Origin of the sequence: Streptomyces sp. TLI_185 (genome assembly GCF_003814765.1) — a bacterium.
In the GTDB taxonomy this organism is placed as follows: domain Bacteria; phylum Actinomycetota; class Actinomycetes; order Streptomycetales; family Streptomycetaceae; genus Streptomyces.
On the sequence record NZ_RKRB01000001.1, the window covers coordinates 4,634,800 to 4,657,906 of the forward strand.

The 23,107-nt window shown below is 69.7% G+C and carries 22 protein-coding genes; 10 read left to right on the forward strand and 12 right to left on the reverse strand.

Annotated elements, in window-relative coordinates; genetic code table 11:
* The first annotated feature begins 480 nt into the window (after positions 1–480).
* From EDD92_RS21205 to EDD92_RS21215, 3 genes are all read left to right on the forward strand, one after another.
* Entirely contained in the window at positions 481–1,239 is a 759-nt protein-coding gene (locus EDD92_RS21205; protein WP_123965781.1) for a GPP34 family phosphoprotein, read from the forward strand.
* A gap of 355 nt (positions 1,240–1,594) precedes the next feature.
* On the forward strand, positions 1,595–2,452 hold the full coding sequence (locus tag EDD92_RS21210) for a helix-turn-helix transcriptional regulator (RefSeq protein WP_030940853.1): 858 nt from the start codon (positions 1,595–1,597) through the stop codon (positions 2,450–2,452).
* 214 nt (positions 2,453–2,666) lie between these two features.
* Positions 2,667–2,858, forward strand: coding sequence for a DUF397 domain-containing protein (locus EDD92_RS21215; protein WP_078912651.1), 192 nt, complete (start codon positions 2,667–2,669; stop codon positions 2,856–2,858).
* Between the two features lie 160 nt (positions 2,859–3,018).
* On the opposite strand, the gene EDD92_RS21220 is transcribed toward EDD92_RS21215, so the two are convergent.
* Positions 3,019–3,858 (reverse strand): hypothetical protein, encoded by an 840-nt coding sequence (locus EDD92_RS21220; RefSeq protein WP_123965782.1) that lies wholly within the window; start codon positions 3,856–3,858, stop codon positions 3,019–3,021.
* A 79-nt stretch (positions 3,859–3,937) separates the two neighbouring features.
* On the opposite strand from EDD92_RS21220, the gene EDD92_RS21225 reads away from it, so the two are divergent.
* Complete coding sequence (locus EDD92_RS21225; RefSeq protein ID WP_123965783.1) at positions 3,938–4,723, forward strand: SDR family oxidoreductase; 786 nt, start codon at positions 3,938–3,940, stop codon at positions 4,721–4,723.
* Between the two features lie 159 nt (positions 4,724–4,882).
* Positions 4,883–6,457: a sodium:solute symporter family protein gene (locus EDD92_RS21230; RefSeq protein ID WP_123965784.1), complete on the forward strand. Its 1,575-nt coding sequence runs from the start codon at positions 4,883–4,885 to the stop codon at positions 6,455–6,457.
* Positions 6,458–6,544: 87 nt separating this feature from the next.
* Here EDD92_RS21230 and EDD92_RS21235 read toward each other — a convergent pair whose 3' ends face one another.
* Complete coding sequence (locus EDD92_RS21235; RefSeq protein ID WP_123965785.1) at positions 6,545–7,660, reverse strand: ADP-ribosylglycohydrolase family protein; 1,116 nt, start codon at positions 7,658–7,660, stop codon at positions 6,545–6,547.
* A 175-nt stretch (positions 7,661–7,835) separates the two neighbouring features.
* Here EDD92_RS21235 and EDD92_RS21240 point away from each other — a divergent pair, with 175 nt between their 5' ends.
* Together EDD92_RS21240 and EDD92_RS21245 are read left to right on the forward strand one after the other, a co-directional pair.
* A complete protein-coding gene (locus EDD92_RS21240; protein WP_123965786.1) occupies positions 7,836–8,267 on the forward strand; it encodes a cyclopropane-fatty-acyl-phospholipid synthase family protein in 432 nt (143 codons plus the stop codon).
* A gap of 194 nt (positions 8,268–8,461) precedes the next feature.
* Entirely contained in the window at positions 8,462–8,968 is a 507-nt protein-coding gene (locus EDD92_RS21245; protein WP_123965787.1) for a DUF2165 domain-containing protein, read from the forward strand.
* A gap of 30 nt (positions 8,969–8,998) precedes the next feature.
* On the opposite strand, the gene EDD92_RS21250 is transcribed toward EDD92_RS21245, so the two are convergent.
* Genes EDD92_RS21250 through EDD92_RS21265 form a run of 4 tightly spaced genes read right to left on the reverse strand, consistent with a single transcriptional unit; the run spans position 8,999 to position 13,583 of the window.
* Positions 8,999–9,496 (reverse strand): hypothetical protein, encoded by a 498-nt coding sequence (locus EDD92_RS21250; protein WP_260326659.1) that lies wholly within the window; start codon positions 9,494–9,496, stop codon positions 8,999–9,001.
* On the reverse strand, positions 9,496–10,059 hold the full coding sequence (locus tag EDD92_RS21255) for a hypothetical protein (RefSeq protein ID WP_123965788.1): 564 nt from the start codon (positions 10,057–10,059) through the stop codon (positions 9,496–9,498). The genes EDD92_RS21250 and EDD92_RS21255 overlap by 1 nt, the downstream gene beginning before the upstream one ends.
* Positions 10,060–10,113: 54 nt before the next feature.
* Positions 10,114–12,696, reverse strand: coding sequence for a bifunctional FO biosynthesis protein CofGH (locus EDD92_RS21260; RefSeq protein ID WP_123965789.1), 2,583 nt, complete (start codon positions 12,694–12,696; stop codon positions 10,114–10,116).
* Positions 12,697–12,734: 38 nt separating this feature from the next.
* Entirely contained in the window at positions 12,735–13,583 is an 849-nt protein-coding gene (locus EDD92_RS21265; protein WP_123965790.1) for an LLM class F420-dependent oxidoreductase, read from the reverse strand.
* A gap of 28 nt (positions 13,584–13,611) precedes the next feature.
* On the opposite strand from EDD92_RS21265, the gene EDD92_RS21270 reads away from it, so the two are divergent.
* Positions 13,612–15,132 carry a CehA/McbA family metallohydrolase gene (locus EDD92_RS21270; RefSeq protein WP_123965791.1) on the forward strand — a complete coding sequence of 507 codons (1,521 nt, stop codon included), beginning with the start codon at positions 13,612–13,614 and terminating at the stop codon, positions 15,130–15,132.
* A gap of 12 nt (positions 15,133–15,144) precedes the next feature.
* Here EDD92_RS21270 and EDD92_RS21275 read toward each other — a convergent pair whose 3' ends face one another.
* A complete protein-coding gene (locus EDD92_RS21275) occupies positions 15,145–15,801 on the reverse strand; it encodes a hypothetical protein (protein ID WP_123965792.1) in 657 nt (218 codons plus the stop codon).
* A gap of 323 nt (positions 15,802–16,124) precedes the next feature.
* Between EDD92_RS21275 and EDD92_RS21280 the strand changes: the two genes are divergently transcribed.
* The gene (locus EDD92_RS21280; RefSeq protein ID WP_123965793.1) at positions 16,125–16,370 is read left to right on the forward strand and encodes a DUF5302 domain-containing protein; all 246 of its coding nucleotides are present in this window, start codon (positions 16,125–16,127) and stop codon (positions 16,368–16,370) included.
* A gap of 68 nt (positions 16,371–16,438) precedes the next feature.
* Positions 16,439–16,831 (forward strand): nitroreductase/quinone reductase family protein, encoded by a 393-nt coding sequence (locus tag EDD92_RS21285; protein WP_123965794.1) that lies wholly within the window; start codon positions 16,439–16,441, stop codon positions 16,829–16,831.
* Between the two features lie 24 nt (positions 16,832–16,855).
* Here the strand turns inward: EDD92_RS21285 and EDD92_RS21290 are convergent, their stop codons facing one another.
* The 5 genes from EDD92_RS21290 to EDD92_RS21310 form a co-directional block, all read right to left on the reverse strand.
* Positions 16,856–18,316 carry an aldehyde dehydrogenase family protein gene (locus tag EDD92_RS21290; protein ID WP_123965795.1) on the reverse strand — a complete coding sequence of 487 codons (1,461 nt, stop codon included), beginning with the start codon at positions 18,314–18,316 and terminating at the stop codon, positions 16,856–16,858.
* A complete protein-coding gene (locus EDD92_RS21295) occupies positions 18,313–20,130 on the reverse strand; it encodes an amidohydrolase family protein (RefSeq protein WP_260326660.1) in 1,818 nt (605 codons plus the stop codon). The genes EDD92_RS21290 and EDD92_RS21295 overlap by 4 nt, the downstream gene beginning before the upstream one ends.
* A 6-nt stretch (positions 20,131–20,136) precedes the next feature.
* Complete coding sequence (locus EDD92_RS21300) at positions 20,137–21,255, reverse strand: LLM class flavin-dependent oxidoreductase (RefSeq protein WP_123965797.1); 1,119 nt, start codon at positions 21,253–21,255, stop codon at positions 20,137–20,139.
* Positions 21,256–21,378: 123 nt separating this feature from the next.
* Positions 21,379–22,149: an SDR family NAD(P)-dependent oxidoreductase gene (locus EDD92_RS21305; RefSeq protein ID WP_123965798.1), complete on the reverse strand. Its 771-nt coding sequence runs from the start codon at positions 22,147–22,149 to the stop codon at positions 21,379–21,381.
* A gap of 11 nt (positions 22,150–22,160) precedes the next feature.
* A complete protein-coding gene (locus EDD92_RS21310; protein ID WP_123970476.1) occupies positions 22,161–23,090 on the reverse strand; it encodes an LLM class F420-dependent oxidoreductase in 930 nt (309 codons plus the stop codon).
* Positions 23,091–23,107 lie beyond the last annotated feature (17 nt).

Here is a 23,107-nt window from a genome sequence, read left to right on the forward strand (position 1 = left end):
GCGGTCTTCAGATCCCGTACCGAGAACACCCGTGTTGCCGTGTCCACGCCTCCGCGTGCCTCCGGCGTATCGGAGGATGTGGACGGTGAGCCGGTTTCCCGGGCCACCGAGAGACGGGGATCGCGCGCCGGGCGCTCCTGGGTGCCGGACTCGGGAACCGGGCCCGTGTTCCCCGACGTCGGTTCTGCCGACGACTCGCGCTTCTTCGACCTGTCGGGGGACTCGCCCGCCACCGATGCCTCCTCCATGCCGCACGCCCTCCGTGCGGCTACCGAACCGTGAACCCGAACCGTGCACCGCCGCCCGAACACCGCCCAAACGCGCTGTCCGAACCATGTACCAGTGTCCTGTGTGCGGGCTTAACCCCTGCGGTAGACGAGAACGACATACCTACTGGTTCCCTCACAAACAGGTCACGCACCCTCGACAGACCAATGTGAGAGGGGTCACCCTGTCTTTCATCCACGCGGGGAGGCATGGATGGGCAGGAGCCGCAGAACACTTCCGGAGGAGCTTCTGCTGCTGGCGTTGGACCCGGCCACGGGTACCACTGCACAGCCGCAGTCGCTCGACCTCGGTCTGGCCGGAGCACAGCTAGTGGAGCTGGCGCTGGCCGGACGGATAGCCCCAGACGGGGATCGTATCGCCGTGGTAGCCCCACGGCCGACTGGAGATCCAACATTGGACTGTGCGTTGGAGCTGCTGCGCAGGCGTGGCGCTCCCGTGCGTGCAGTGAACTGGATTGGCGGGCCCCGGCTGGGACTCCGCCAGACCTACCTCTCGCATCTGGAGCGGTGCGGCATGGTGCATGCCGTGGCGGGCCAGATGTGCGGGGTGTTGCCGACGACTCGCTATCAGGCGACGGACAACGAGATCAGCCGGGAGATCAGGGCCCGGCTGGATTCGGCGATCCGCACCGGCGTACCGCCGGACCCGCGGACCGCCGCTCTCGCCGCACTGGCACACGCGGTCGGCCTCGGCAAGCACCTGTATCCGGGGAACGAGGGGCGTTCGTCCCGCTCCCGGCTGCGGGATCTGATCAGGCACGACCCCATGGGCGGTCTCGTCGCGCACGCCGTGATGGACGTCCAGAACGGCGTGGGCGCACAGCCGCGCCGCAACCCGGCCCCGGCCGGCCGCCAGGCCGCCGCCGGACCGGCCAGGTCCGCACCGGAACCCGCTCGTGGCGTTCCGATGCAGCCGCACCGCGGTTCCATGGCACGCGTCGTGGCCCACTGAGCCGCAGTTCCACGACGGGCGGCACGAACCGCAGCAGTACCCGCACGATGCACCGCAGCACCACGCACCGCCGAGCGCCGCACCGAGCCTGCAGAGGCAGTCCCCGAGACCCGGTACGGGAGCCGCTGGTCCGCGCGGGGCAGCGGGGCCGTACGTCATCCGTCCCTACGGATGCCGTAACGGTTCCGCTGCCCCGCGCGGCCGTTTTCCATGAACTCATGAACTGGCATGTATGCAGCGCATATACGCCGTTTCCCAGCGGTACCAAGTCCCTTGGTGGCAGTCTGCTCAACAGCAGATACGCAAAGTGGCAAAGTACAGCTAGCGCAGGCACGCAGCCGGAGGTGCACGTCTCGTGGCGTCCAATGTCAATCCCACCGTCAGGCGACGCCGGCTGGGCCAGGAGCTGCGTCGGCTCCGCGAGCTCAAGGGCATGACGGCCGAAGAGGTCGCCGAGCGGCTGCTGGTCTCGCAGTCGAAGATCAGCCGGCTGGAGAACGGGCGGCGCAGCATCAGCCAGCGCGACGTCCGCGACCTGTGCGGGGTGTACGAGGTGGAGGACCACCGGATCGTCGACTCGCTGATGCAGATGGCCAAGGACAGCCGCCAGCAGGGATGGTGGCATTCCTTCGGCGACATCCCGTACAGCGTCTACATCGGGCTGGAGACGGATGCGGCGAGTCTGCGGGTGTACGACCCCCAGGTCGTCCCGGGGCTGTTGCAGACCCGGCAGTACGCGGAGGCGCTGATCGCGGGGGCGCTGCCGGAGACGGCCGCCACCGACGTCGAGAAGCGCGTGCAGGTGCGCCTGCGCCGGCAGGAACGAATCACCGCCCCGGAGAACCCGCTCCGGCTGTGGACGGTGATGGACGAGGCGGCCGTGCGCCGGGTCGTGGGCAATCGCTCCCTCATGCGCGACCAGCTGGAGTACCTCGTCGAGCAGTCCCAACTGCCGCACGTCACCGTGCAGGTCATCCCCTTCGACATGGGCGCCCATCCGGGGCTGAACGGCCAGTACGCGATCCTCGAGTTTCCGGACGCGGCGGACTCCAGCGTGGTCTACATCGAGGGCGTCACCAGCGACCTGTATCTCGAGAAGGCCAACGACGTGCAGAAATACAGCGTGATGTACGAGCACCTGCGCGCCCAGGCCCTGAATCCGGACCAGTCACGGCAGTTCATCGCGGACATCGCGAAGGAGTACGCGCGCTGAAGCGCCGTAAGGTACACCTTCCCCGGGTCGGACTGGAAGACCCATCTGGAATATGCCACCCGGTCGAGTGAATGGTCACTTCGTACGTCGAGGTTGGCGAGTAGCGTCGATCACGCCACCACACACCAAGGGTTGGCGCAAACCGCGCTGTGGGTTCGGAGTCGAATCCGTCGTGCGGTGACAGCAACTCAACAACTGGCATTCCGGAGCAAAAATGGCAATTCGTCAGGGCGCCACGGACACCTGGACCAAGTCCTCGTACTCCACTGGCAACGGCGCGTGCGTCGAGATCAAGTCACCGGTCCGCGCGGCTATGGCCGTCCGGGACTCCAAGGTCCCCGAGGGTCCCGTACTGGCTTTCCCGGCCGACGCGTGGAACACCTTCGTCGGCTCGATCAAGGCGTAGGGGGGAGGATCTGCTGATCCTCGACCGCGTTCGCCTTCCACAATTTCACAAGCAGCACTTGAAGAGCCCTCTCGTCCAGCCCGCCGTCCTTGCCGAGGGGGCTCGGCTTGTGCCCACCGCGTGAGCCGGCCCAGGTACCTACCTGAGCCTGTCCACGTACCTACCTGAGCCTGTCGACGTACTTGTCCGTCCCCGGCACCGTCGGGACGAAGGGCGCCACCAACTCCACCCTCCCCAGCCCCGCCTCCTGCACCGGCCCGTCCAGGTCCGCGAAATACGCCTCCCAGCACTCGCGCGGATCCGCCTCCAGGAACCACAGCAGGGTCAGCCTCGTCCCGACACCCTCGACCTGCTTGACGTACGTCATCCGGTCGCCGGGCAGGGGCGTCGGGCGGAAGACGGTCACCATCGCGGCCGGTGAGCCCGCCACCCGCTTGGGCAGGTGGCGGGAGCGCAGCCACTCCAGCAACTCGGCCCGCTGCTCCGCCGATTCGGCGTCGATCACCTCGACGACCAGGCCCGCGTACGGGTGGTCGAGGGCGTGGAAGTCGCGGGGCCCGGCGGCCCCGTCCCGGTAGACCGTCGCCTCGTGGTCCTGGAACGCCGTGAAGACGTGCGTACGGTCCTGGTAGACCCGGGCATCGCGGTTGAGGCGCTTGTTGATCGCGACGGTCCACCCCATGTGGTCGTCGTAGCGGCCGTCCGTGATCCAGTACGTCGAGATGTAGCAGCCCGCGGTGACCGGCTGGGCGATCGCCGACTTCTCGGGGTAGCGCAGGAGTTGGAGGTCGCGGGTCGCCACCCAGCGGCGCCCGGCGTACATCCACGGCATGGCCATCGCGCCGGCGTAGTAGTGGTCGTCCTCGTACCAGCGGTTGTACGCGTACTCGTGGCCGGGGTGCGGTTCGACCATGGTGATCAGCGCATGGCCGGGGCGGACCCCGTACGGCCCCACGGCGGCCAACTCGGCGTACACGTCGCTACGGGCTTCCTCGCTCACGTCGCTCCCCTTCCGTCCTCCGCCGGTCGCCCATACTCTGACGCCCCGTCAGATAAATCGCCATACCCGGGAGGCTCCGATGTCACTGCTCACGGGCAAGACCGTCGTCGTGTCGGGGGTCGGCGCCGGGCTCGGTCACCAGGTCGCGGCCGCAGTCGTGCGCGACGGCGGCAATGCGGTGCTCGGGGCGCGCACGGAGGCCAACCTCGCCAAGAGCGCCGCCGAGATCGATCCGGACGGGACGCACACGGCGTACCGGGCGACCGACATCAGGGACGAGGGGCAGTGCGATGCGCTGGCGGCGCTCGCCCGGGAGCGGTTCGGGCGGATCGACGCGGTCGTCCATGTGGCCGCCCTGGACAGCCACTTCGGCGGCCTGGAGGACGCGGACTTCCTGACCTGGCAGTCGGTGATCGACGTGAATCTGCTGGGGTCGCTGCGGATGACTCGGGCCTGTCTGCCGGCACTGAAGGCGTGCGGGGGCTCGGTGGTGTTCATCGGGACGCAGTCGTCGGTGGCGGCCCCCACACAGGTGAAGCAGGCGGCGTACGCGGCCTCGAAGGGGGCACTGACGAGCGCGATGTACTCCCTGGCACGGGAGCTCGGGCCGCATCGCATCCGGGTCAACACCGTGCTGCCGGGCTGGATGTGGGGGCCGCCGGTGCAGGCGTACGTCCGGTTCACGGCACAGACGGAGGGCGTGCCGGAGGCCGACGTGCTGCAGCGGCTGACCGGACGGATGGCGCTGCCGGACCTGGCGACGGACGGGGACGTGGCGGACGCCGCGGTGTTCCTGGCCTCGGACCGGGCGCGGGCCATCACGGGGCAGTCGCTGCTGGTCAACGCGGGGGAGCTGATGCGCTGACCCCAACGACGGTCCATTCAAAGCGGTTCATGTGCATGAACGCAGGTCAACACAAGGAACATTTTTGCCTTCCTTTGACCTGACGCTTGCTTGTCGTGCCCATGTGGGCGCGCCCAGGATGAGCGAGCCGTTCACAAGGCGGACCCTGGGAGGGGGCACATGAACAGTCTCGACTGGGCCGTACTCATCGGCTACTTCGGTGTGATGGTCGCGATCGGCGTCTGGTCGCACAAGCGAGTGGACGACGTCAGCGACTTCTTCACGGCCGGCGGAAAGATGCCGTGGTGGCTGTCCGGCATCTCGCACCACATGTCGGGCTACAGCGCGGTGATGTTCACGGGCTACGCGGGCATCGCCTACACCTACGGTGTGACCTCCTTCGTCACCTGGTCCTTCCCGATCGCGCTGGGCATCGCCATCGGCTCGAAACTGTTCGCGCCGCGTATCAACCGGCTGCGCTCCCGGCTCCATGTGGCCTCCCCGCTGGAGTACCTGAAGAACCGTTACGACCTGAAGACCCAACAGGCGCTGGCCTGGTCCGGCATGCTGCTGAAGATCGTGGACGTGGGCGCCAAGTGGGCGGCGATCGCGACGCTGCTGTCCGTCTTCACCGGCATCACCCTCAACCAGGGCATCCTCATCACCGGCGCGATCACCGCCGTCTACTGCACCATCGGCGGGCTGTGGGCGGACGCGCTGACCGAACTCGGCCAGTTCGTCATCCAGTTGCTGGCGGGCATCTCGATGTTCGTCGCCGTCGTACTGAAGCTGAACGACAAGGGCATCGGCTTCTTCGGCGCCTGGGACGAGCCGGCCCTGCACGGCCACGGCAAGCCGCTGGTCGGTCCGTACGGGACCGTCTTCCTCCTCGCCTTCCTCTTCATCAAGCTCTTCGAGTACAACGGCGGCATGCTCAACCAGGCCCAGCGCTACATGGCGACGGGCAGTGCGCGGGAGGCGGAGCGCTCGGCGCGGCTGTCGGCGGCCCTGTGGCTGGTCTGGCCGGTGGTCCTCTTCTTCCCCATGTGGATGTCCCCGCTCCTGGTCCACGCGCAGAAGCCGGACGGCTCCGACTCCTACGGCCTGATGACCGAACAGCTGCTGCCGCACGGCCTGTTGGGCCTGGTCATCGTCGGCTTCTTCTCGCACACCATGGCCATGTGCTCGTCCGACGCCAACGCGATCGCGGCCGTCTTCACCCGGGACGCGGCGCCGGTGCTGTCCCGTCGGGCCCGGGAGTGGGGCCCGCGCTCGGGCCTGATCGCGGCCCGGGTGACGACCGTGGTCTTCCTCGGTCTGTCGATGGCGGTGGCGACCCAGGTCAACTCCCCCACCTTCAAGGACATCATCACCGTCGTCATCAAGTGGGTGGCGGGCCTGATGGGCCCGATCGCCATCCCGATGATGCTGGGTCTGCTGCGCCAGTTCCGCCGCTCCGGTCCGACGGCGGCCCTGACCAGCTGGTCGATGGGCCTGCTCGCCTTCTGGCTGGTCAACTACCCCATCAACTGGAACGTCAAGGGCGGCGTCCCGCTCCAGTACCAGGTCTCGATCCCGCTGGCGGTCTCCCTGGTCCTCTACATCCTCATCGGCTACCTGAAGCCGGAGGACACCCCGGGGCGCCTCGCCGTCATCGAACGCATCAACACGGACGACGACGGCGCGGCCGCGGCGGCGATACCTGCTCCGGCCGGTCCTGCGGAGGACGCCGTGGGCACCGCGGTGAAGGAGTAGCGCCGACGGTCGAAGTGGTGACGGGGTTGCGGCCGGGGGCTGCAGCCTCGTCGCTCGTCCTGAGCCCTGGGCCCCTCGTCATGAGCCCTAGGCCCTCGGATAGCGGGCGAGCCACCCGGGGGACGACCCCGCCGGCCCGTGCAGTGCGGGCCCCTGGGTCATCTCCATGGCGAAGTCGTCGGCCAGCTCCAGAAGCGTCGGGCGGCCTTCCAGTTCGGCCAGCCAGGCCGGGGGGAGGGCCGTTTCGCCGTGCAGGGCGCCGAGGAGGCCGCCGGTCAGGGCGGCCGTCGCGCCCGAGGGGCCGTCCTGGTTCACGGCAAGGCACAGCCCGTGCCGGAAGTCCTCCCCCACCAGTGCGCAGTACACGGCGGCGGCCAGTACGCCCTCCGCCGACCCGTCCCCGGCCAGCTCATCGACCCGCACGGGCGTGGGCATGCCCTGCCGTACCGCGCCCAGCGCATGCTGCAGTGCGTCCGACACCGGCTGATGCCCCGGCCGTGCGGCGAGCAGCGCGAGCGCCCGCTGCACGGCCGCGTCGAGGGTCTCGCCGCGGGCCAGACCGTGCACGATCACGGCGTACGCACCCGCCGACAGATAGGCCACCGGATGCCCGTGGGTCTGCGCCGCGCACTCGACCGCCAGCTGGACCACCAGCTGCGGCTCCCAGCCGACCAGCAGCCCGAAGGGCGCGGAACGCACGGTCGCCTCGGGTCCGACCTCACCGGGGCTCTTGGGCGCGTCCAGGGTCCCCATGTGCTCGTCCCCGAACCCCAGCAGCAGTGAACGCGACGGGTCCCGCCGGGCGTACAGCCATTCCTCCCGCGCCAGCCAGCCGTCGTCCTTACGGCGCTCGTCGGGCCCCCAGTCCCGCTGGGTGGCCGCCCAGCGCAGATACGCCCGGTGCAGATCGGTCGGCGGATGCCAGGCACCGGTGTCGCGGCGCACCTGCGCCCGTATCAGCCCGTCGACGGTGAACAAGGTCAGCTGCGTGATGTGGGTGACGGCACCGCGTCTGCCGTACGCAAAGGCGAAGTCCGCGACGCCCTCGGCCCCGTACGCCTCCCGGATCCCGTCGAGATCCAGCCCGTCGACGGGCGCCCCCAGCGCATCTCCCACGGCGGCCCCGAGCAGCGTCCCCCGCACCCGGCTCCGGAAATCCTGCTGCTCGACACGGCCCCATATGGCCCCGGCTGGCGCATTCACCAAGACCTCCCCGATGGCTCCGCCCGACGCATGACAGTTCAGCACTGTAATCGAAGGGGAACGGTCGGTTTAGAGGGCGTAGTGGTATGCGAGGCATAACAGGAGTGGTCCTGAGTAGTCCTGAGTAGTCTCGAGTCGCCAGTTATCGACCACGCCTGACTCGTACCCTGAGGGAATGACGCGGGATCTGTCCGAGCGGCTCCGCGCCGCCGTCGATGCCCTGCCGCTGCGCGAAGGGATGCGGGTCCTGGAGATCGGCTGCGGACCCGGCGCCGCGGCCCGGGAGGTCGCCCGCAGGATCGGCGACGGACACGTCCACGCGATCGACCGCTCACCCCGCGCGATCGCCCAGGCCGTTGCCGGCTCCGAGGCGGTGATCGCGTCCGGCCGCCTGACCTTCCAGCAGGTGGCCGCGGAGGACTTCACCCTCCCGGAGGGCGAGCCATCCTTCGACCTCGCCTTCGCCGTACGGGTGGGAGCCCTGGACGGCCGCCACCCCGAAGCGGGCCGCCGCGCCCTGGAACGCATCGCCGCGGTCCTGACGCCGACGGGCCGGCTGCTGGTCGGCGACGGTTCGTCCATGGTCGAGATCCGGCTGCCGCGCTGACGGCGTCGGCACCCCTGCCGTCAAAGTCCTGTGTCTGCCTCGGCTGCCTCCAGGACCGCACGGATCTCGGCCACGGCGTCCGTCGAGGGGTGCCGGAAGCGACCCGTGCCGTGCCCCGGATTGCGGGCCGTTCCTCGTTCTGGTTCTGGCTGATTGATCTCGAACACGCCATCCCGTGAGGGAAGATGGCCGTCATGGCATCAACACCCCCACGAAGCGCACTCCACCTCACCGCCACCCTCCTCACCGCGAGTGTCGCCCTCTACATCGCCCTCGTGGCCTTCGGCAACATCACCGACTTCGGCACCAATCAGGCGTTCGTGCAGCATGTGCTGGCCATGGACACGACGTTCAAGGACGACGACCTGATGTGGAGAGCCGTCACCAGCAAGGGACTACAGAACACGGCATACGTCGCGATCATCGCCTGGGAGACCCTCGCCGCCCTCGTCCTCATATACGGCACCTGGCTCTGGGCCCGGCGTGACTACGCCCGCGCGCGCAGCATCTCCACCTACGGCCTGCTGATGCTCCTGCTGCTCTTCGGCGCCGGGTTCATCGCGATCGGCGGTGAGTGGTTCTCCATGTGGCAGTCGAAGACCTGGAACGGGCTGGAGGCAGCGACCCGTGTGATCGTGTTCACCGGGGTCGCGCTGCTCGTCGTGCAGTTGACAGACCGGCGGACCGACTCGGCTGCCTGACCGTCGCCGCCTCACGAAATACAGCTGCAGCTACGGCTGTTGCTTCTTCTCCACGTAAAAGGAGTAGGCGAAACTTCCGTCGTCCGGACCGGTCGCATCGGCGTTGAAGCTGATGGGGCCGGGACCGGAGTCGGAGGTGGGCACCTCCACACTCTGCTGGAAGATCGACCCGTCACATGTGCTGGTATGCGTCGCCGAAGGAACATACCTGCCGTCGACGGTGAACTTGACGACGGCCTTGCCCTTCCCTGTGCAGGTAAAGGCGAATGTCACACTCCGCACGTTTGCGGGTATCGCGGGCAGGGTGTTTCCGAGTTGTGCCCGCAGGCGGCCATATCCGCTGCCGAGGGCATCTCTGCCCACGAACGCCTGGTCCAGAATCGCCTTTGTGCCCTTGCCGTCCGGTGCCGGGCCGACCGAAGTCGGGGCCGTACGGGACGTGCGTGCCGACGAGTCGGTCGGCTCACCGGAGTCGCAGGCGCCGGTCAGTGCCACCGCGGCCACGAGGCACAACAGGGCCGCTTTCACTACTTGACCACCGCCACCTTCGTCCCCGCCGAAGCGAACGTCCACAGCGCCGCCCCGTCCGCCGTCCGCATCCGGATGCCGCCCGTCGCGGTGTTCGACGCGGGCGGCGGGGACGAGCCGTCCACCGCGTTGGAGAAGGCGACATTCACGCCGGATTTGACCGAGAAGTACACGATGTGTTCGATCTTCACGCCGTCGGAGCCGGTGATGGCGCCCCGGGTGCGGGCGCCGACCGTGTACGTGCCCGGGTCCGGGCTGACCGTCCCCGGCCACACCGCGAACGTACGGCGGGCAGCGTCGCTCGCGTCGACCAGCCAAACCGTCTTCTTCCCGAGGGAGTAGACGACGCGCCGCCCCATCCCGGAGCCGTCCGGCACCGCGGCCGGTGCCGTGGACTTCGTGGGCGTGGGATGCGCGCCCGCCGACGCCGATGCGCTCGGCCGGGCGGCGACCGCGTGGGGCTTCGGCCCCTTGTCGGCCTGTACGGCCAGGACGACGACAGCGGCGATCGCTCCCACCGTAAGACCGGTCACCCAGACCTTCGGGGCTGGCACGGCACGCATCTCCTCAGCTCCACATCCCCATGTCCTCATGGAACAGGGGTCGGATCATCGTACTCAGTCCAGGACCGGCAAAAGCTCCGGCAGATGCCCGTCCGACACCGCCGCCGCCCGCTGCCGTTCCTCCGGCACCTCCCCGTACAGCGTCGTCCGCGGCTTCGCCGGACGGCCGGCCGCGTCCGCCACCGCGATCAGGTCCTTGACCGACTTGTACGAGCCGTAGGAGGAGCCCGCCATGCGGGAGATCGTCTCCTCCATGAGGGTGCCGCCCAGGTCGTTGGCGCCGGAGCGGAGCATCTCGGCCGCGCCCTCCGTGCCCAGCTTCACCCAGCTGGTCTGGATGTTGGGGATGTACGGGTGCAGGAGCAGGCGGGCCATCGCCGTCACCGCGCGGTTGTCCCTCGTCGTCGGGCCGGGGCGTGCGATGCCCGCCAGGTACACCGGTGCGTTGGTGTGGATGAAGGGGAGCGTCACGAACTCCGTGAAGCCGCCCGTCTGTTGCTGGATGCGGGACAGGGTCCGCAGGTGGCCGAGCCAGTGCCGCGGCTGGTCCACATGCCCGTACATCATCGTCGAGCTCGACCGGATGCCCAGCTCGTGCGCCGTCGTGACGACCTCGATCCAGGTCGCCGTCGGCAGCTTGCCCTTGGTCAGGATCCAGCGGACCTCGTCGTCGAGGATCTCGGCGGCCGTGCCGGGGATGGTGTCCAGGCCCGCCTCCTTGGCCGCGCTCAGCCATTCCCGGATGGACATGCCGGTGCGGGTGGCGCCGTTCACGACCTCCATGGGTGAGAAGGCGTGCACATGCATCCCGGGGACGCGGGACTTCACCGCCTTCGCGATGTCGAAGTACGCCGTCCCGGGCAGGTCGGGGTGGATGCCGCCCTGCATGCAGACCTCCACAGCGCCCACGTCCCAGGCCTGCTGGGCCCGGTCCGCGACCTGCTCAAGGGAGAGGGTGTAGGCGTCGGCGTCCGTCCTGCGCTGGGCGAAGGCGCAGAAGCGGCAGCCCGTGTAGCAGACGTTGGTGAAGTTGATGTTGCGGGTGACGATGTAGGTCACGTCGTCGCCGACGGCCGACTTCCGTACGTCGTCCGCGATGCGCGTGAGGGCGTCCAGTGCGGGGCCGTCGGCGTGCAGGAGGGCGAGGGCCTCCGCGTCCGTGAGGCGGGTCGGGTCGTCGGCCGCCGTCGCCAGCGCCGCCCGTACGTCCGTGTCGATGCGCTCCGGCAGCATGCCGGGGGCGGCCGCCTCGCGCAGGGCGGCCCAGTCGCCGTACACCTCGTCGAAGTCGTCACGGCGGTCGGACGTACGGCCCTCGGTGTCGATGGAGGAGTGCAGATCCGTACGGCCGGAGGCGACGAACGCCTCCTCCGGTTCCTGCCACGGAAGCCCCTCCGGGAGCGCCTCGGAGCGCGCGAGGCCGGTCTCCGGGTCGGCCAGGGCGCGGACGTGCGGGCGCAGGCGCGGGTCCAGCCAGGGTTCGCCCCTCTGTACGAACTCCGGGTAGACGCAGAGGCGTTCACGCAGTTCGAAGCCGGCGGCGCGGGAGCGCTCGGTGAGTTCTTCGATCTGCGGCCAGGGGCGTTCCGGGTTCACGTGGTCGATGGTCAGGGGGGACACGCCGCCCCAGTCGTCGATGCCCGCGCCTATCAGCCGCTCGTACTCGGAGTCGACGAGGTTGGGCGGGGCCTGGAGGTTGGCGGACGGGCCCATGATGTGGCGCGCGACGGCCACCGTCGCGACCAGTTCGTCCAGCTCCGCGTCCGGCATGCCGCGCATCGCGGTGTCCGGCTTGGCGCGGAAGTTCTGGATGATCAGTTCCTGGATGCCGTGGTAGGCGCGGGAGATCTTGCGGAGAGCGAAGAGGGACTCGGCGCGCTCCTCGTACGTCTCGCCGATGCCGATCAGGATCCCGGACGTGAAGGGGACGGACGAGCGGCCCGCGTCCTCCAGCACCCGCAGGCGTATGGCGGGCTCCTTGTCCGGGGAGCCGTGGTGCGGGCCGCCGGGTTCCGACCACAGGCGGGTGGCGGTCGTCTCCAGCATCATGCCCATGCTCGGGGCGACCGGCTTCAGCCGCTGGAAGTCCGTCCAGGACATCACGCCGGGGTTGAGGTGGGGCAGCAGGCCCGTCTCCTCCAGGATGCGGATGGAGATGGCGCGGACGTAGGCGATCGTGTCGTCGTAGCCGTGCGCGTCGAGCCATTCGCGCGCCTCGGGCCAGCGGTCCTCGGGCTTGTCGCCGAGGGTGATCAGGGCTTCCTTGCAGCCGAGGGCCGCGCCCTTGCGGGCGATGTCGAGGACCTCGTCCGGGGACATGAACATCCCGTGACCGGCGCGGCGCAGCTTGCCGGGGACGGTGACGAAGGTGCAGTAGTGGCACTTGTCCCGGCACAGCCGGGTGAGGGGGATGAAGACGCTCTTCGAGTACGTGATGACGCCGGGACGGCCGGCCGCGTCGAGTCCTGCGTCGCGGACGCGGGCGGCGGAGGCGGCGAGGTCGGTGAGGGCCTCGCCGCGCGCCTGGAGGAGGACGGCGGCCTCGGTGACGTCCAGGGCGACGCCGTCGCGGGCGCGTTTGAGGGCGCGACGCATGGAGTTGTCGGTGGGGCCGGTTCCGGTCGCGGAAGTCGTCATCCTTCGAGCATACGGTCGAGCTGATCAGCACCCGGGTGTCAGCCCAGCAGAGCCCCGTACTCGTCCAGCACTCGCAGCACGTCCGCCTCCCCCGCAGGCGGCAGCTGCACCACCACCTCCTCGATGCCCAGCTCGGCATAGTGTGCGAGCTTGCCGGGAGTGGGGAAGACCGCGTACGGGACGACCTGGAGGGCCGAGGGGTCGCGGCCCGCGTCCGCCCAGGCCGCCCGCAGCACCGGCAGTGACTCCGTCAGCCCGCGGCCGCCGATCGGCAGCCAGCCGTCGGCGTACTCGCAGATGTGGGAGAAGAGCTTGGGACCGGCGGCCCCGCCGACGAGAGTGCGCGGGCCGACGACCGGTCCGCGCGGCTTCTGCACCGGCTTGGGGTGGGCATACGAAGCCCGTACGCTGCCGAACTCCCCCTCGTACGCGGCCGGTTCGTCGCTCCACAGCGAACGCATCAACGCCATCCGGTCCCGGACCAGCTCCCGCCGCGTACGCCACTCGACCCCGTGGTCGGCGGCCTCCTCGACGTTCCAGCCGAAGCCGAGGCCGAGGGTGAAACGGCCGCCGGAGAGGTGGTCGAGGGTCGCGATCTGCTTGGCGAGGTCGATCGGGTCGTGCTGGGCGACCAGGGTGATGCCGGTGCCGAGGCCGAGCCGCTCGGTCACGGCGGCCGCCTGGCCGAGCGCGACGAAGGGGTCGAGGGTGCGGCCGTACTCGGGCGGCAGGTCCCCGCCCGCCGGATACGGCGTGGTCCGCTCCACCGGGATGTGCGTGTGCTCGGGCAGATACAGGCCGGCGAAACCCCGCTGCTCCAGCTCACGGGCGAGCCGGACGGGCGCGATGGTCTCGTCGGTGAGGAAGATCGTGACGGCGATTCGCATGGGTCATCTGTACCGGGTGCGGCCCCATATGTCCATACCGACTGGTCGGGATTTACTCCCCAGGCGGGCTGGTCGACCGTCGTTGGCGGGTGCGGGTACATGGGGGCTGGTCGCGCAGTTCCCCGCGCCCCTGGAGGCGGCTTACGTTGAGGGTGTGACGACAATGCGCGGCACGCTGCCGCCCGGCTCCCCGGACTACGTATACGTACCCGTCGACGTCCCGCCTGGCGTACGTGAGTTGAGGGTCTCCTACAACTACGACCGCCCCTCCGTCCCACCCGGCACCCCCGGCAACGCGCTCGACATCGGCCTCTTCGACGAGCGCGGCACGGAGCTGGGCGGGAAGGGGTTCCGGGGGTGGTCGGGCGGGGCGCGTACGGAGTTCTTCGTACGGGCGGACGACGCGACGCCGGGATACCTCCCCGGTCCGATCCGCCCCGGCACCTGGCACATCGCGCTGGGCCCGTACACGGTGGCGCCGCAGGGGCTGTCGTACGAGCTCACGGTCACGCTCACGCACGGGGAGCCCGGCGAGACACCTGAGCCGGTGTACCCACCCACACGGGCGAAGGGCCGGGGCCGCGCCTGGTACCGCGGCGACTGCCACCTCCACACCTGGTACTCCGACGGCCGCCGCACTCCGGCCGAGGTCGCGGCCCTCGCACGGGCAGCCGGCCTGGACTTCATCAACTCCTCGGACCACAACACCCACTCCTCGCACCCGCATTGGGCCTCGGCGGCGGGCGACGACCTGCTGATCATGCTCGGCGAGGAGGTGACGACGAGGAACGGCCACGTCCTCGCCCTCGGCACCGATCCCGGCACCTTCGTCGACTGGCGCTACCGGGCCCGGGACAACCGCTGGGCCACATACGCCCGCCGGATCCACAGCGCCGGAGGCCTGGTCGTACCCGCCCACCCGCACGCCACCTGCGTCGGCTGCGGCTGGAAGTTCGGCTTCGGGGAAGCGGACGCGGTCGAGGTGTGGAACGGGCCGTGGACGCCGGACGACGAGGTGACGCTGGCGGAGTGGGACAACATGCTGGTCGCGTCCGTGCGGGAGGGGCGCGACTGGATTCCGGCGATGGGCAACAGTGACGCTCACCGGAATCCGGACGTGGTCGGCATGCCCCAGACAGTGGTCCTCGCCGAGGATCTGACCCGGGAGGCGATCCAGGACGGTATCCGGGCGGGGCGGTCGTACGTCGCCGAGTCGAAGAACGTGTCCCTGTCCTTCACGGCCTCCGCCGATGACCGGGCCGCCGGTCCCGGCGAGCGGTTGGAGGTCGACCGAGAGACGCCGGTGACCGTACGCCTGGAAGCGGCCGGCGCCCCGCGCTGCACGATCCGCCTCGTGACCGACCAGGGCGTCCTGTTCACGAGCGAACCGCTGCCGGTGGCGGGCTCCGGGGTGGCGGAGTGGCGTACGACTGCCTGTTACGCGGCGTATGTGCGGGCGGAGCTGCGGCATGAGGCCGCGGTGGGGCCGGTGCCGGGGGTGATGGCGGGGTTTACAAATCCGGTCTTTCTGGGGCGGCTTGCCAAGTGACGTGAGCGGACTTCAGAGGTTGCGGGTGATGAGGCGCTCGCCGTTCCCAGTGGAGACGATGAGGTTCCACGCTCTGGCGTTGTCACCGTCGTCGCCGTCCCACCAGGTCGCGAATGTGTCGGCCAGTTGCTTCACTTCGGCTTTCGCACTCGTGTCGGTGTAGGCGGTGGCGAGTTCGACGTCGTAGTCCCGGTCCCCGAGGTGGACGAGGAGCACCCGACCGACATGCTGCGCGGGCTGCTTCGCTCCGTGCGCCAGGGCCCAGGACCGGAACCGGGCCAGGAGGTCGGGATCGGATTCGCGGCGTGTCACGCGACTCGTCGGCAGATGACGGTTCGTTCCCGATCCCACGCCTTGCTTGCAGCCCAGCACCCAGGCCCCGCGGTCCTTCTCCACGACACTGCGCGGCTGGGCCGTAAGCGACCGGCGGACGCAGCCTCCCCACACCACCTCGCGAATCGCGGCGCCCTTGCCACCGTCCTCGAAGAGCCGTTTGCCTTCACGCCATCCGGCGTCGTACGCCGCTGCGTAGCCGTGTCCGGCGGTGGTGCGGGACGCGGGTGACTTTGGCGTGGTGCTGCCGCTGCCGCCGCAGGAGACGGTGATCAGGCAGAGCAACGCTGCCGCGACAGTGAGCCTTGTCGGCCGTGCTTGTGCGGGTGCGTGCATGCCCCGATTCCCCTCGCTGTGCGCCGTTGACAGTCCAACCGGTCAGAGCCGGTTCACGGTCTCTTGGCTGCTTCATGGAATCGCCTTTGCGTTCCAGGGCGGGTGTGGCCGGCGTCCAAGATCGCAACAGAACGGGTGCGGACCGCGGCCCGTGAACACCTCAGCAAGGGGGAAACTTGAGGCTGAGCCACCGCCTGGTGGCCTCCACCGCCATAGCGGGGGTGAGAGGCCGGCTGCAGGTTGCTCGACGCCGGACGCGGACGTCCAGCGCCGGACCCGGCATGACAAGCTGTGCTCACACTGCCCGAACCCAGGAGGTCACCATGTCTGCAGAGTCTCCACGGCAAGAAGGTTCGGAGCCGGATGAGGCCGAGAGCCCTGCCCTGGCGCCCGACGAGGACGGCCAGTACGACCTGAAGGGCAAGTTCCGGGAGGCCCTGGCACGCAAGCGCAGCAAGCAGGAGGAGGCCGCGGCGGCCCTGTCCGAGAACGCCGACGCGTCGAAGATTCGAGGCGCGCACGGCCCGGCTGCGAGTCAGCGGTCGTTCCGGCGAAAGAGCGGCGGCTGAGTCTGCTCCTTCGGCTCCTCCCGCTGCCGCGGGAGGAGCCGCTTCACCCAACAGGAGATCCGGAAACGATGCCCCGTCGCGCCGAGAGCAAGTACCGAGCCGTCACGGCCTTCCAGCGCAAGCTCAACGCGGTCATGCGCCGCCTTCCGCTCCAGACCCTGCTGGAGACCACGGGCCGCACCTCCGGCCTGCCCCGCCGCACGCCCGTCGGCGGGCGCCGGGTCGGCGACTCGTTCTGGCTGGTTTCCGAGTTCGGCGAGCGCTCGCAGTACGTCCGCAACATCAAGGCCGATCCGCGGGTACGGGTCCGCCTCCGGGGCCGCTGGCACACCGGCACGGCCCACCTCCTGCCGGACGACGACACCGCGGCCCGGCTGCGCGCCCTGCCCCGGCTCAACAGCGCGGCGGTACGGGTGATCGGCGTGGGACAGCTGACGGTGCGGGTGGATCTGGACGGGTGAGCCGGAGGCGCCCACCGGGCCGGCTCACCCCGGCCACACGATCGCCTGCACCTCGCTGTACGCATGCAGCGCGTACGAGCCGACGTCCCGCCCGACCCCGCTCTTCTTGAAGCCCCCGAACGGCGCCTCCATGTTGCGGCCGACGGTGTTGACCCCCACCCCGCCCGCCCGCAGCTGCCGGGCCACGCGGAAGGCGCGGGCGACATCCCCGGACCACACGTAGTCGATGAGCCCGTAGTCGCTGTCGTTGGCGAGGGCGATGCCTTCTTCCTCCTCGTCGAAGGGGATCACCGACACGACCGGGCCGAAGATCTCCTCCCGGGCCACGCGCATGTCGTTGGTGCAGTCGGCGAGGAGGGTGGGAGCGACATAGAAGCCGCGGTCGATCGCGGGGCGTTCACCGCCCGCCGCCACCACCGCGCCCTCCTTGCGGCCCAGTTCGACGTACGACTCCACACGGTCCCGGTGGGCCGCGGAGATCACCGGGCCGACGATCGTGCCCGGCTCCCTCGGGTCGCCCGCCTTCAACCGGTCTGCGTACGCGGCCAGTTGCTCGACCAAGCGGTCGTACACGCCCCGCTGCGCCAGCACCCGCGTAGGCGCCGTGCAGATCTGGCCGCTGTAGAAGGAGAAGGTGGTGCCGATCCCCGCGACCGCCGAGCCGACGTCCGCGTCGTCGAAGACGACTGCGGCGCCCTTCCCGCCCAGTTCCATCAGCTGACGCTTCATGCCGCGCCCGCACACCTCACCGATGCGCTGCCCGACCGCCGTCGACCCCGTGAAGCTGACCATGTCGACGTCCGGGGACGCCACGGCCGCCTCGCCGACCTCCACCGCCCGCCCGGAGACCACGTTCACCACACCCGCCGGGGCTCCTGCCGCCTCCAGCGCCTCCGCCATGCGGTAGACCGACAACGGATCCTGCGGGGCCGGCTTCACCACCACCGTGTTGCCCATGGCCAGGGCCGGGGCGATCTTGCCGGCCGGGTTGGCCCACGGGTTGTTGTACGACGTGATGCAGGTGACCACGCCGACCGGCTGGCGGACGGCCAGCGCGCCCATCACGCCCGCCTTCCCCATCGGGCCCGCCTCGTTGATCTGCGGCGGAATCGCCCACTCGGCGGGTTCCACGCGCGCGTACCGCCGGAACCGGGCCACGCCCACTCCGACCTGCATCGCCCGCGCCGTCCCGGTCGTCGCCCCGGTCTCGGCCTGGGCGAGTTCGGCGTACGGCAGGAACCGGCTGCCGATGATGTCCGCCGTGCGGCCGAGCACCGCCGCCCGTTCCTCCGGCGACGTACGAGACCACGGCCCGAAGGCCTCGCGGGCCGCGGCACACGCCGCGTGCACCTGATCCCGCGAGGCCTCCGGAGCCCACCCGATGGTCTCCTCGGTCGCCGGGTCGACGACCTCGTAGTGGCCGCCGTCCGGCTCGACCCACCGGCCGCCGACGAACAGCCGCTGCCCGTCCGCCCCTTGAGTCACCTGGTGCTCACCGTCCGGGTGTCCCGCCCCGACCGCAGCACCTTCCCGGGCACGGCGCCACTCACCACGTCGTCCCGGATCGCCTCGACCCCGTTGACCCACACGGCCCGCACCCCGATCGCCTTGGCGTCCAGCCGCGGACTGTCACCCGGCAGGTCGTGCACCAGGGTGGCCGTACCCGCGTCGATCCGCTCCGGGTCGAAGAGGACCAGATCCGCATGGAAGCCCTCCTCCACCCGGCCCCGCTCACGCAGCCCGAAGAGCCGGGCCGGGTCGTCGGTCAGCATCTTCACCGCCTGCTCCAGACCCACCAGCTTCCGTCGGCGCAGACAGTCACCCAGGAAACGGGTGGTGTACGGGGCTCCGCACATGCGGTCCAGGTGCGCACCGGCGTCGGATCCACCGAGCAGCACGTCCTCGTGCTGCCAGGTCTCGGCGCGCAGCGCCCAGGAGGCGGGGTCGTTGTCGGTGGGCATGGGCCACAGGACCGTACGCAGCTCGTCGGCCGCGCAGATCTCGACGAGGCACTGGAACGGGTCCTGCCCCCGCTCCTCCGCGATCTCCTCGACGACCCTGCCCGTCAGCCCCTCGTTCGCCTTGCTGTACGTGTCCCCGATGACGTACCGCCCGAAGTTCGTGAGCCGCCGGAAGACGCCGGCCTCCTTGGACGTGGCGTGCTCCAGCATCTCCGCGCGTACGTCCGGGTCGCGCAACCGGGCGATCCGCTCCGGGACCGGCAGCCCGAGGACCGGACCCCAGCCCGGTATCAGGTTCAGCGCGCAGAAGGTGCCCAGGGACATGTTCATCGGCGTCAGGATGGGCATGGTCAGTGCGACCACCCGGCCGCCCGCCTTCCGTGCCTGCTCACTCGCGTACAGCTGCCGGGGCACACGTTCGGGTACGGAGGCGTCGATGGTCAGGACGTTCCAGTTCAGGGGACGTCCTGCGACCGCGCTCATCTCCGCGAACAGGTCGATCTCGGCGTCACTGAACTGGTCGAGGCAGCCGGCGACGATCGCCTCGATCTGCGTGCCCTCGTGCTCGCCGACGGCGCGGGAGAGCGCCAGCAGCTCCGCCGGCTTCGCGTGCCGGGAGGCGACCGGCTTCCCGTCGCCGTCCGAATGGGTGGACGACTGGGTGGTGGAGAAACCCCAGGCCCCGGCGTCCATGGCCGCGTGCAGCAACCCCACGATCTCCGCCAGCTGCTCCTCACTGGGCTGCCCGCCGACCGCATCCGGCCCCATCACATAGCGGCGAAGCGCGCAGTGCCCGACCATGAATCCCGCATTGACGGCGATCCGCCCTTCGAGGGCGTCCAGATAGTCACCGAAGGAGTGCCAGCTCCAGGGCGCCCCCTCCTCCAGCGCAACCAGCGACATGCCCTCGACCTTGGACATCATGCGCCGCGTGTAGTCGGCGTCCTCGGGCCGGGAGGGGTTCAAAGGCGCGAGCGTGAAACCACAGTTCCCGGCCGCGACCGTCGTCACACCGTGATTGAGGGACGGGGTCGCGTACGGGTCCCAGAACAGCTGGGCGTCGTAGTGCGTGTGCGGGTCGACGAAGCCGGGCGCCAGGACCAGCCCGGATGCGTCCTCCGTCGTCCGTGCGTCCTCAGTGATGATCCCGATGACGGCGATACGGCCGTCCCGGATACCGACGTCGGCCGCGTAGCCGGGTGCGCCCGTCCCGTCGACGACGGTCGCCCCCTTGATGACATGATCAAGCATGCGGTGACTCCTTGGGTTGCGTTGGGCATGCCTCCCTAGGGGCGCGGGGAACTGCGCGACCAGCCCCCACAGACCCGCACCCCGCAACGGCGATCAAGCAGCAGCCCGGAACCGGGACGTCCGATGCACAGGATCCGTGTCGATCTTCGGAATCACATGCTCCCCGATCAGCCGAATCGTCTGCAGCGTCTCCTCCTTCGGCACCCCCACCGGCAGCCCGAAGCTCAGCTGGTCCGCCCCGGCCTGCTCCCACCGCTTGCACTGCGTGAGCACCTCGTCCGGATCTCCGCAGATCAACAGCTCTTCCTCGATGAGGACTTCGACGAACTCCGGCGTGTACTCCGGCAGCGTCACCGGCCACACGGGGAAGCCCTCGGGCCGCGGGAAGGTGTCGTGGTACCGGAACACCAGCGACGGCAGATAGTGCAGCCCGCCGTTGGTGGCGATCCGTATCGCCTCGTCGTGGGTGGGCGCGCAGATGGCCGTGGTCGTGACCATCACGTTGTCGTTGACGAAGTCCCCGACCGGCTCCGCGTTCACGATCGCCGTCTTGTACTGCTCCAGCACCCACTCCATGTCGGAGACCTTCTGGATGCTGAACCCGAGCACACCGAGGCCCTTACGAGCGGCCATGGCATACGAGGGCGGCGACCCGGCGGCGTACCACATCGCCGGATGCGACTTCCCGTACGGCTTGGGCAGGACCTTGCGCGGCGGGAGCTGCCAGTGCTTGCCCTGGAAGCCGGCGTACTCGTCCTGGAGCCACATCTTCGGGAACTCGGCGATCGTCTCCTCCCAGATCTCCTTGGTGTAGTTCATGTCGGTCACACCCGGAATGAACCCGAGGATCTCGTGCGAGCCGGCGCCCCGCCCGCTGCCGAACTCGAAGCGGTTGCCGGTGAGATGGTCGAGCATGGCGACCTTCTCGGCGACCTTCACCGGGTGGTTGACCTGGGCGAGCGGGTTGAAGATGCCGGACCCCAGATGAATCCGCTCCGTCGCGTGCGCCAGATACCCCAGAAACACGTCGTTGGCGGAGAGGTGCGAGTACTCCTCCAGGAAGTGGTGCTCGGACGCCCAGGCGTACTTGAAGCCCGACTTGTCCGCCTGGATGACGTACTCGGTCTCCTCCATCAGTGCCTTGTGCTCGGCGAGCGGGTCGGTCTCGGCGCGCTTGCCCACGTATCCCTGTACAAAGAGCCCGAATTCCAAGGCGGGTCACCATCCCTACGTTCCTGACGCACCGTCAGATTCTCTGCCGCCCGACTGTTGCACCGCCCGCATGCACCGTCAATAGCTGACGGCCAGTCAGATACACCGGGTCGGGTCGACCGGTCAGAAGACCGACACCCCCGCCAGCCAGCCCCCGTCGATCACGAACGGCTGCCCCGTGATGTAGGAGGAGTCGTCGGAGGTCAGGAACAGGGCCAGTCGCGCGACCTCCTCCGGCCTCCCGATCCTGCCGAGCGGCACGAGCTTGCGGTACAGCTCGTCCAGGGCCCGGCCCGTCTCCTCCGCGTCCGCCGTCGGGTCCAGCTGGGCCGGGTTGGACATGGCGGTGTCGATGGCGCCGGGGCACATGGCGTTGACGCGGATGCGCCGGTCGGCGAGTTCCAGGGCTGCGACGCGGGTGAGGCCGAGGATGGCGTGCTTGGTGGCGGCGTACGTCCCGACGGCCGCCATGCCGGTCACGGCCGTGTACGAGGCGGTGTTGACGATGGTGCCGCCGTCCTCCATCACCGGCGCGACGGTCTTGATACCGAGGAAGCAGCCGACCTGGTTGACCTGGACGACCTGCATGAACTCGTCGAGGGGTGTGTCGAGGAGGGAGTTGAAGCGCAGGATGCCGGCGTTGTTGACCAGGCCGTCTATCCGGCCGAGGGAGTTCTTCACGGCGCTCACCGCCGACCGCCACTGGTCCTCCTGGCTCACGTCCAGGTGGACGTAGCGCGCGCCCAGTTCCTTCGCGAGGGCGCCGCCCTGCTCGTCGAGGACGTCGGCGATCACGACCTCGGCCCCCTCCGCTCTGAACAGGCGGGCCTCCTGCTCCCCCTGTCCGCGCGCCGCCCCGGTGACGATCACGACGCGTCCGTCCAGTTTGCCCATGCCGTAACTCCTCAGAGAGTGGGCGCCACGTCGGCGCCGAAGGCCGCCATCTGGTCGGTGAGTTCAGTGCGGCTGCGGCTGCGGAACCGCACCTGGATCTGGTGCACGCCCATCGCGCGGTACGCCCGCAGGGACTCGGCGAGCGCGTCCGGGGGGCCGGTGAGAGTGCGGCGGCCGACGTCCCAGGCGGGTGTGCCGAGGTAGAGCGGCTCGGTGATGGCGCCGATCACGAAGGGCGTCCCCTCACTGCATCCATTTGCGGCTCCGCCGCGGGCTGCCTCATCCCGCAGCCGCCGTATCCGCTCGATCTGTGCGGGCAGCCGGTCCCGCGGGTCGCCCTGCGGCAGCCAGCCGTCGCCCTTGAGAGCGGCCCGGCGTACGGCGGCGGGCGAGGAGCCGCCGACCCAGAGGGGGATGCTCTCCTGGACCGGCCGCGGCTGCTGCCCCAGCCCCTCGAAGTCGTAGAGCTTGCCGTGGTGTTCGGGGAACTCGTCCGGGCCGAGGGCGGCGCGCAGGGCGTCGATCGACTCGTCGAGGACGGCCCCGCGCCGTTCGAAGTCGACGCCGAGCACCTCGAACTCCTCCCGCACATGCCCGGCGCCGACGCCCAGGATCAGGCGGCCGCCCGCCAGCTGGTCGAGGGTGGCGTACTGCTTGGCCGTCAGCAGCGGATGCCGCAGGCCCACGACGGCTACGTGGCTGAGCAGCCGTACCCGCTCGGTCACGCCCGCCAGAAAGCCGAGGGTGGCGACGGGGTCGTACCAGACCGTGCTCATGGCGGGGGCCAGCCGGCGCGGGATCGCGACGTGGTCGCAGCTCGCGAGATAGCCGAAGCCGGCGCGGTCGGCGGTACGGGCGATCTCCACCAGGTCCTCGGGGCCGGCGCCTGCCTCCCAGCCCTCGGCGTAGAGGGTGCTCTGGGACTGGACGGGCAGCTGCATCCCGTACGTCAGGGCAC

Bases quoted from the DNA above. Each gene is read 5' to 3' on its own strand.
- EDD92_RS21225 (WP_123965783.1), top strand. From the start codon at position 3,938: ATGTCACTGCTCACGGGCAAGACCGTCGTCGTGTCGGGGGTCGGCGCC.
- EDD92_RS21305 (WP_123965798.1), bottom strand. From the start codon at position 22,149: ATGGGCAAACTGGACGGACGCGTCGTGATCGTCACCGGGGCGGCGCGC.
- EDD92_RS21245 (WP_123965787.1), top strand. From the start codon at position 8,462: ATGGCATCAACACCCCCACGAAGCGCACTCCACCTCACCGCCACCCTC.
- EDD92_RS21205 (WP_123965781.1), top strand. From the start codon at position 481: ATGGGCAGGAGCCGCAGAACACTTCCGGAGGAGCTTCTGCTGCTGGCG.
- EDD92_RS21270 (WP_123965791.1), top strand. From the start codon at position 13,612: ATGTCCATACCGACTGGTCGGGATTTACTCCCCAGGCGGGCTGGTCGA.
- EDD92_RS21260 (WP_123965789.1), bottom strand. From the start codon at position 12,696: ATGACGACTTCCGCGACCGGAACCGGCCCCACCGACAACTCCATGCGT.
- EDD92_RS21280 (WP_123965793.1), top strand. From the start codon at position 16,125: ATGTCTGCAGAGTCTCCACGGCAAGAAGGTTCGGAGCCGGATGAGGCC.
- EDD92_RS21230 (WP_123965784.1), top strand. From the start codon at position 4,883: ATGAACAGTCTCGACTGGGCCGTACTCATCGGCTACTTCGGTGTGATG.
- EDD92_RS21255 (WP_123965788.1), bottom strand. From the start codon at position 10,059: ATGCGTGCCGTGCCAGCCCCGAAGGTCTGGGTGACCGGTCTTACGGTG.
- EDD92_RS21310 (WP_123970476.1), bottom strand. From the start codon at position 23,090: ATGCAGCTGCCCGTCCAGTCCCAGAGCACCCTCTACGCCGAGGGCTGG.
- EDD92_RS21215 (WP_078912651.1), top strand. From the start codon at position 2,667: ATGGCAATTCGTCAGGGCGCCACGGACACCTGGACCAAGTCCTCGTAC.
- EDD92_RS21240 (WP_123965786.1), top strand. From the start codon at position 7,836: ATGACGCGGGATCTGTCCGAGCGGCTCCGCGCCGCCGTCGATGCCCTG.
- EDD92_RS21275 (WP_123965792.1), bottom strand. From the start codon at position 15,801: ATGCACGCACCCGCACAAGCACGGCCGACAAGGCTCACTGTCGCGGCA.
- EDD92_RS21265 (WP_123965790.1), bottom strand. From the start codon at position 13,583: ATGCGAATCGCCGTCACGATCTTCCTCACCGACGAGACCATCGCGCCC.
- EDD92_RS21285 (WP_123965794.1), top strand. From the start codon at position 16,439: ATGCCCCGTCGCGCCGAGAGCAAGTACCGAGCCGTCACGGCCTTCCAG.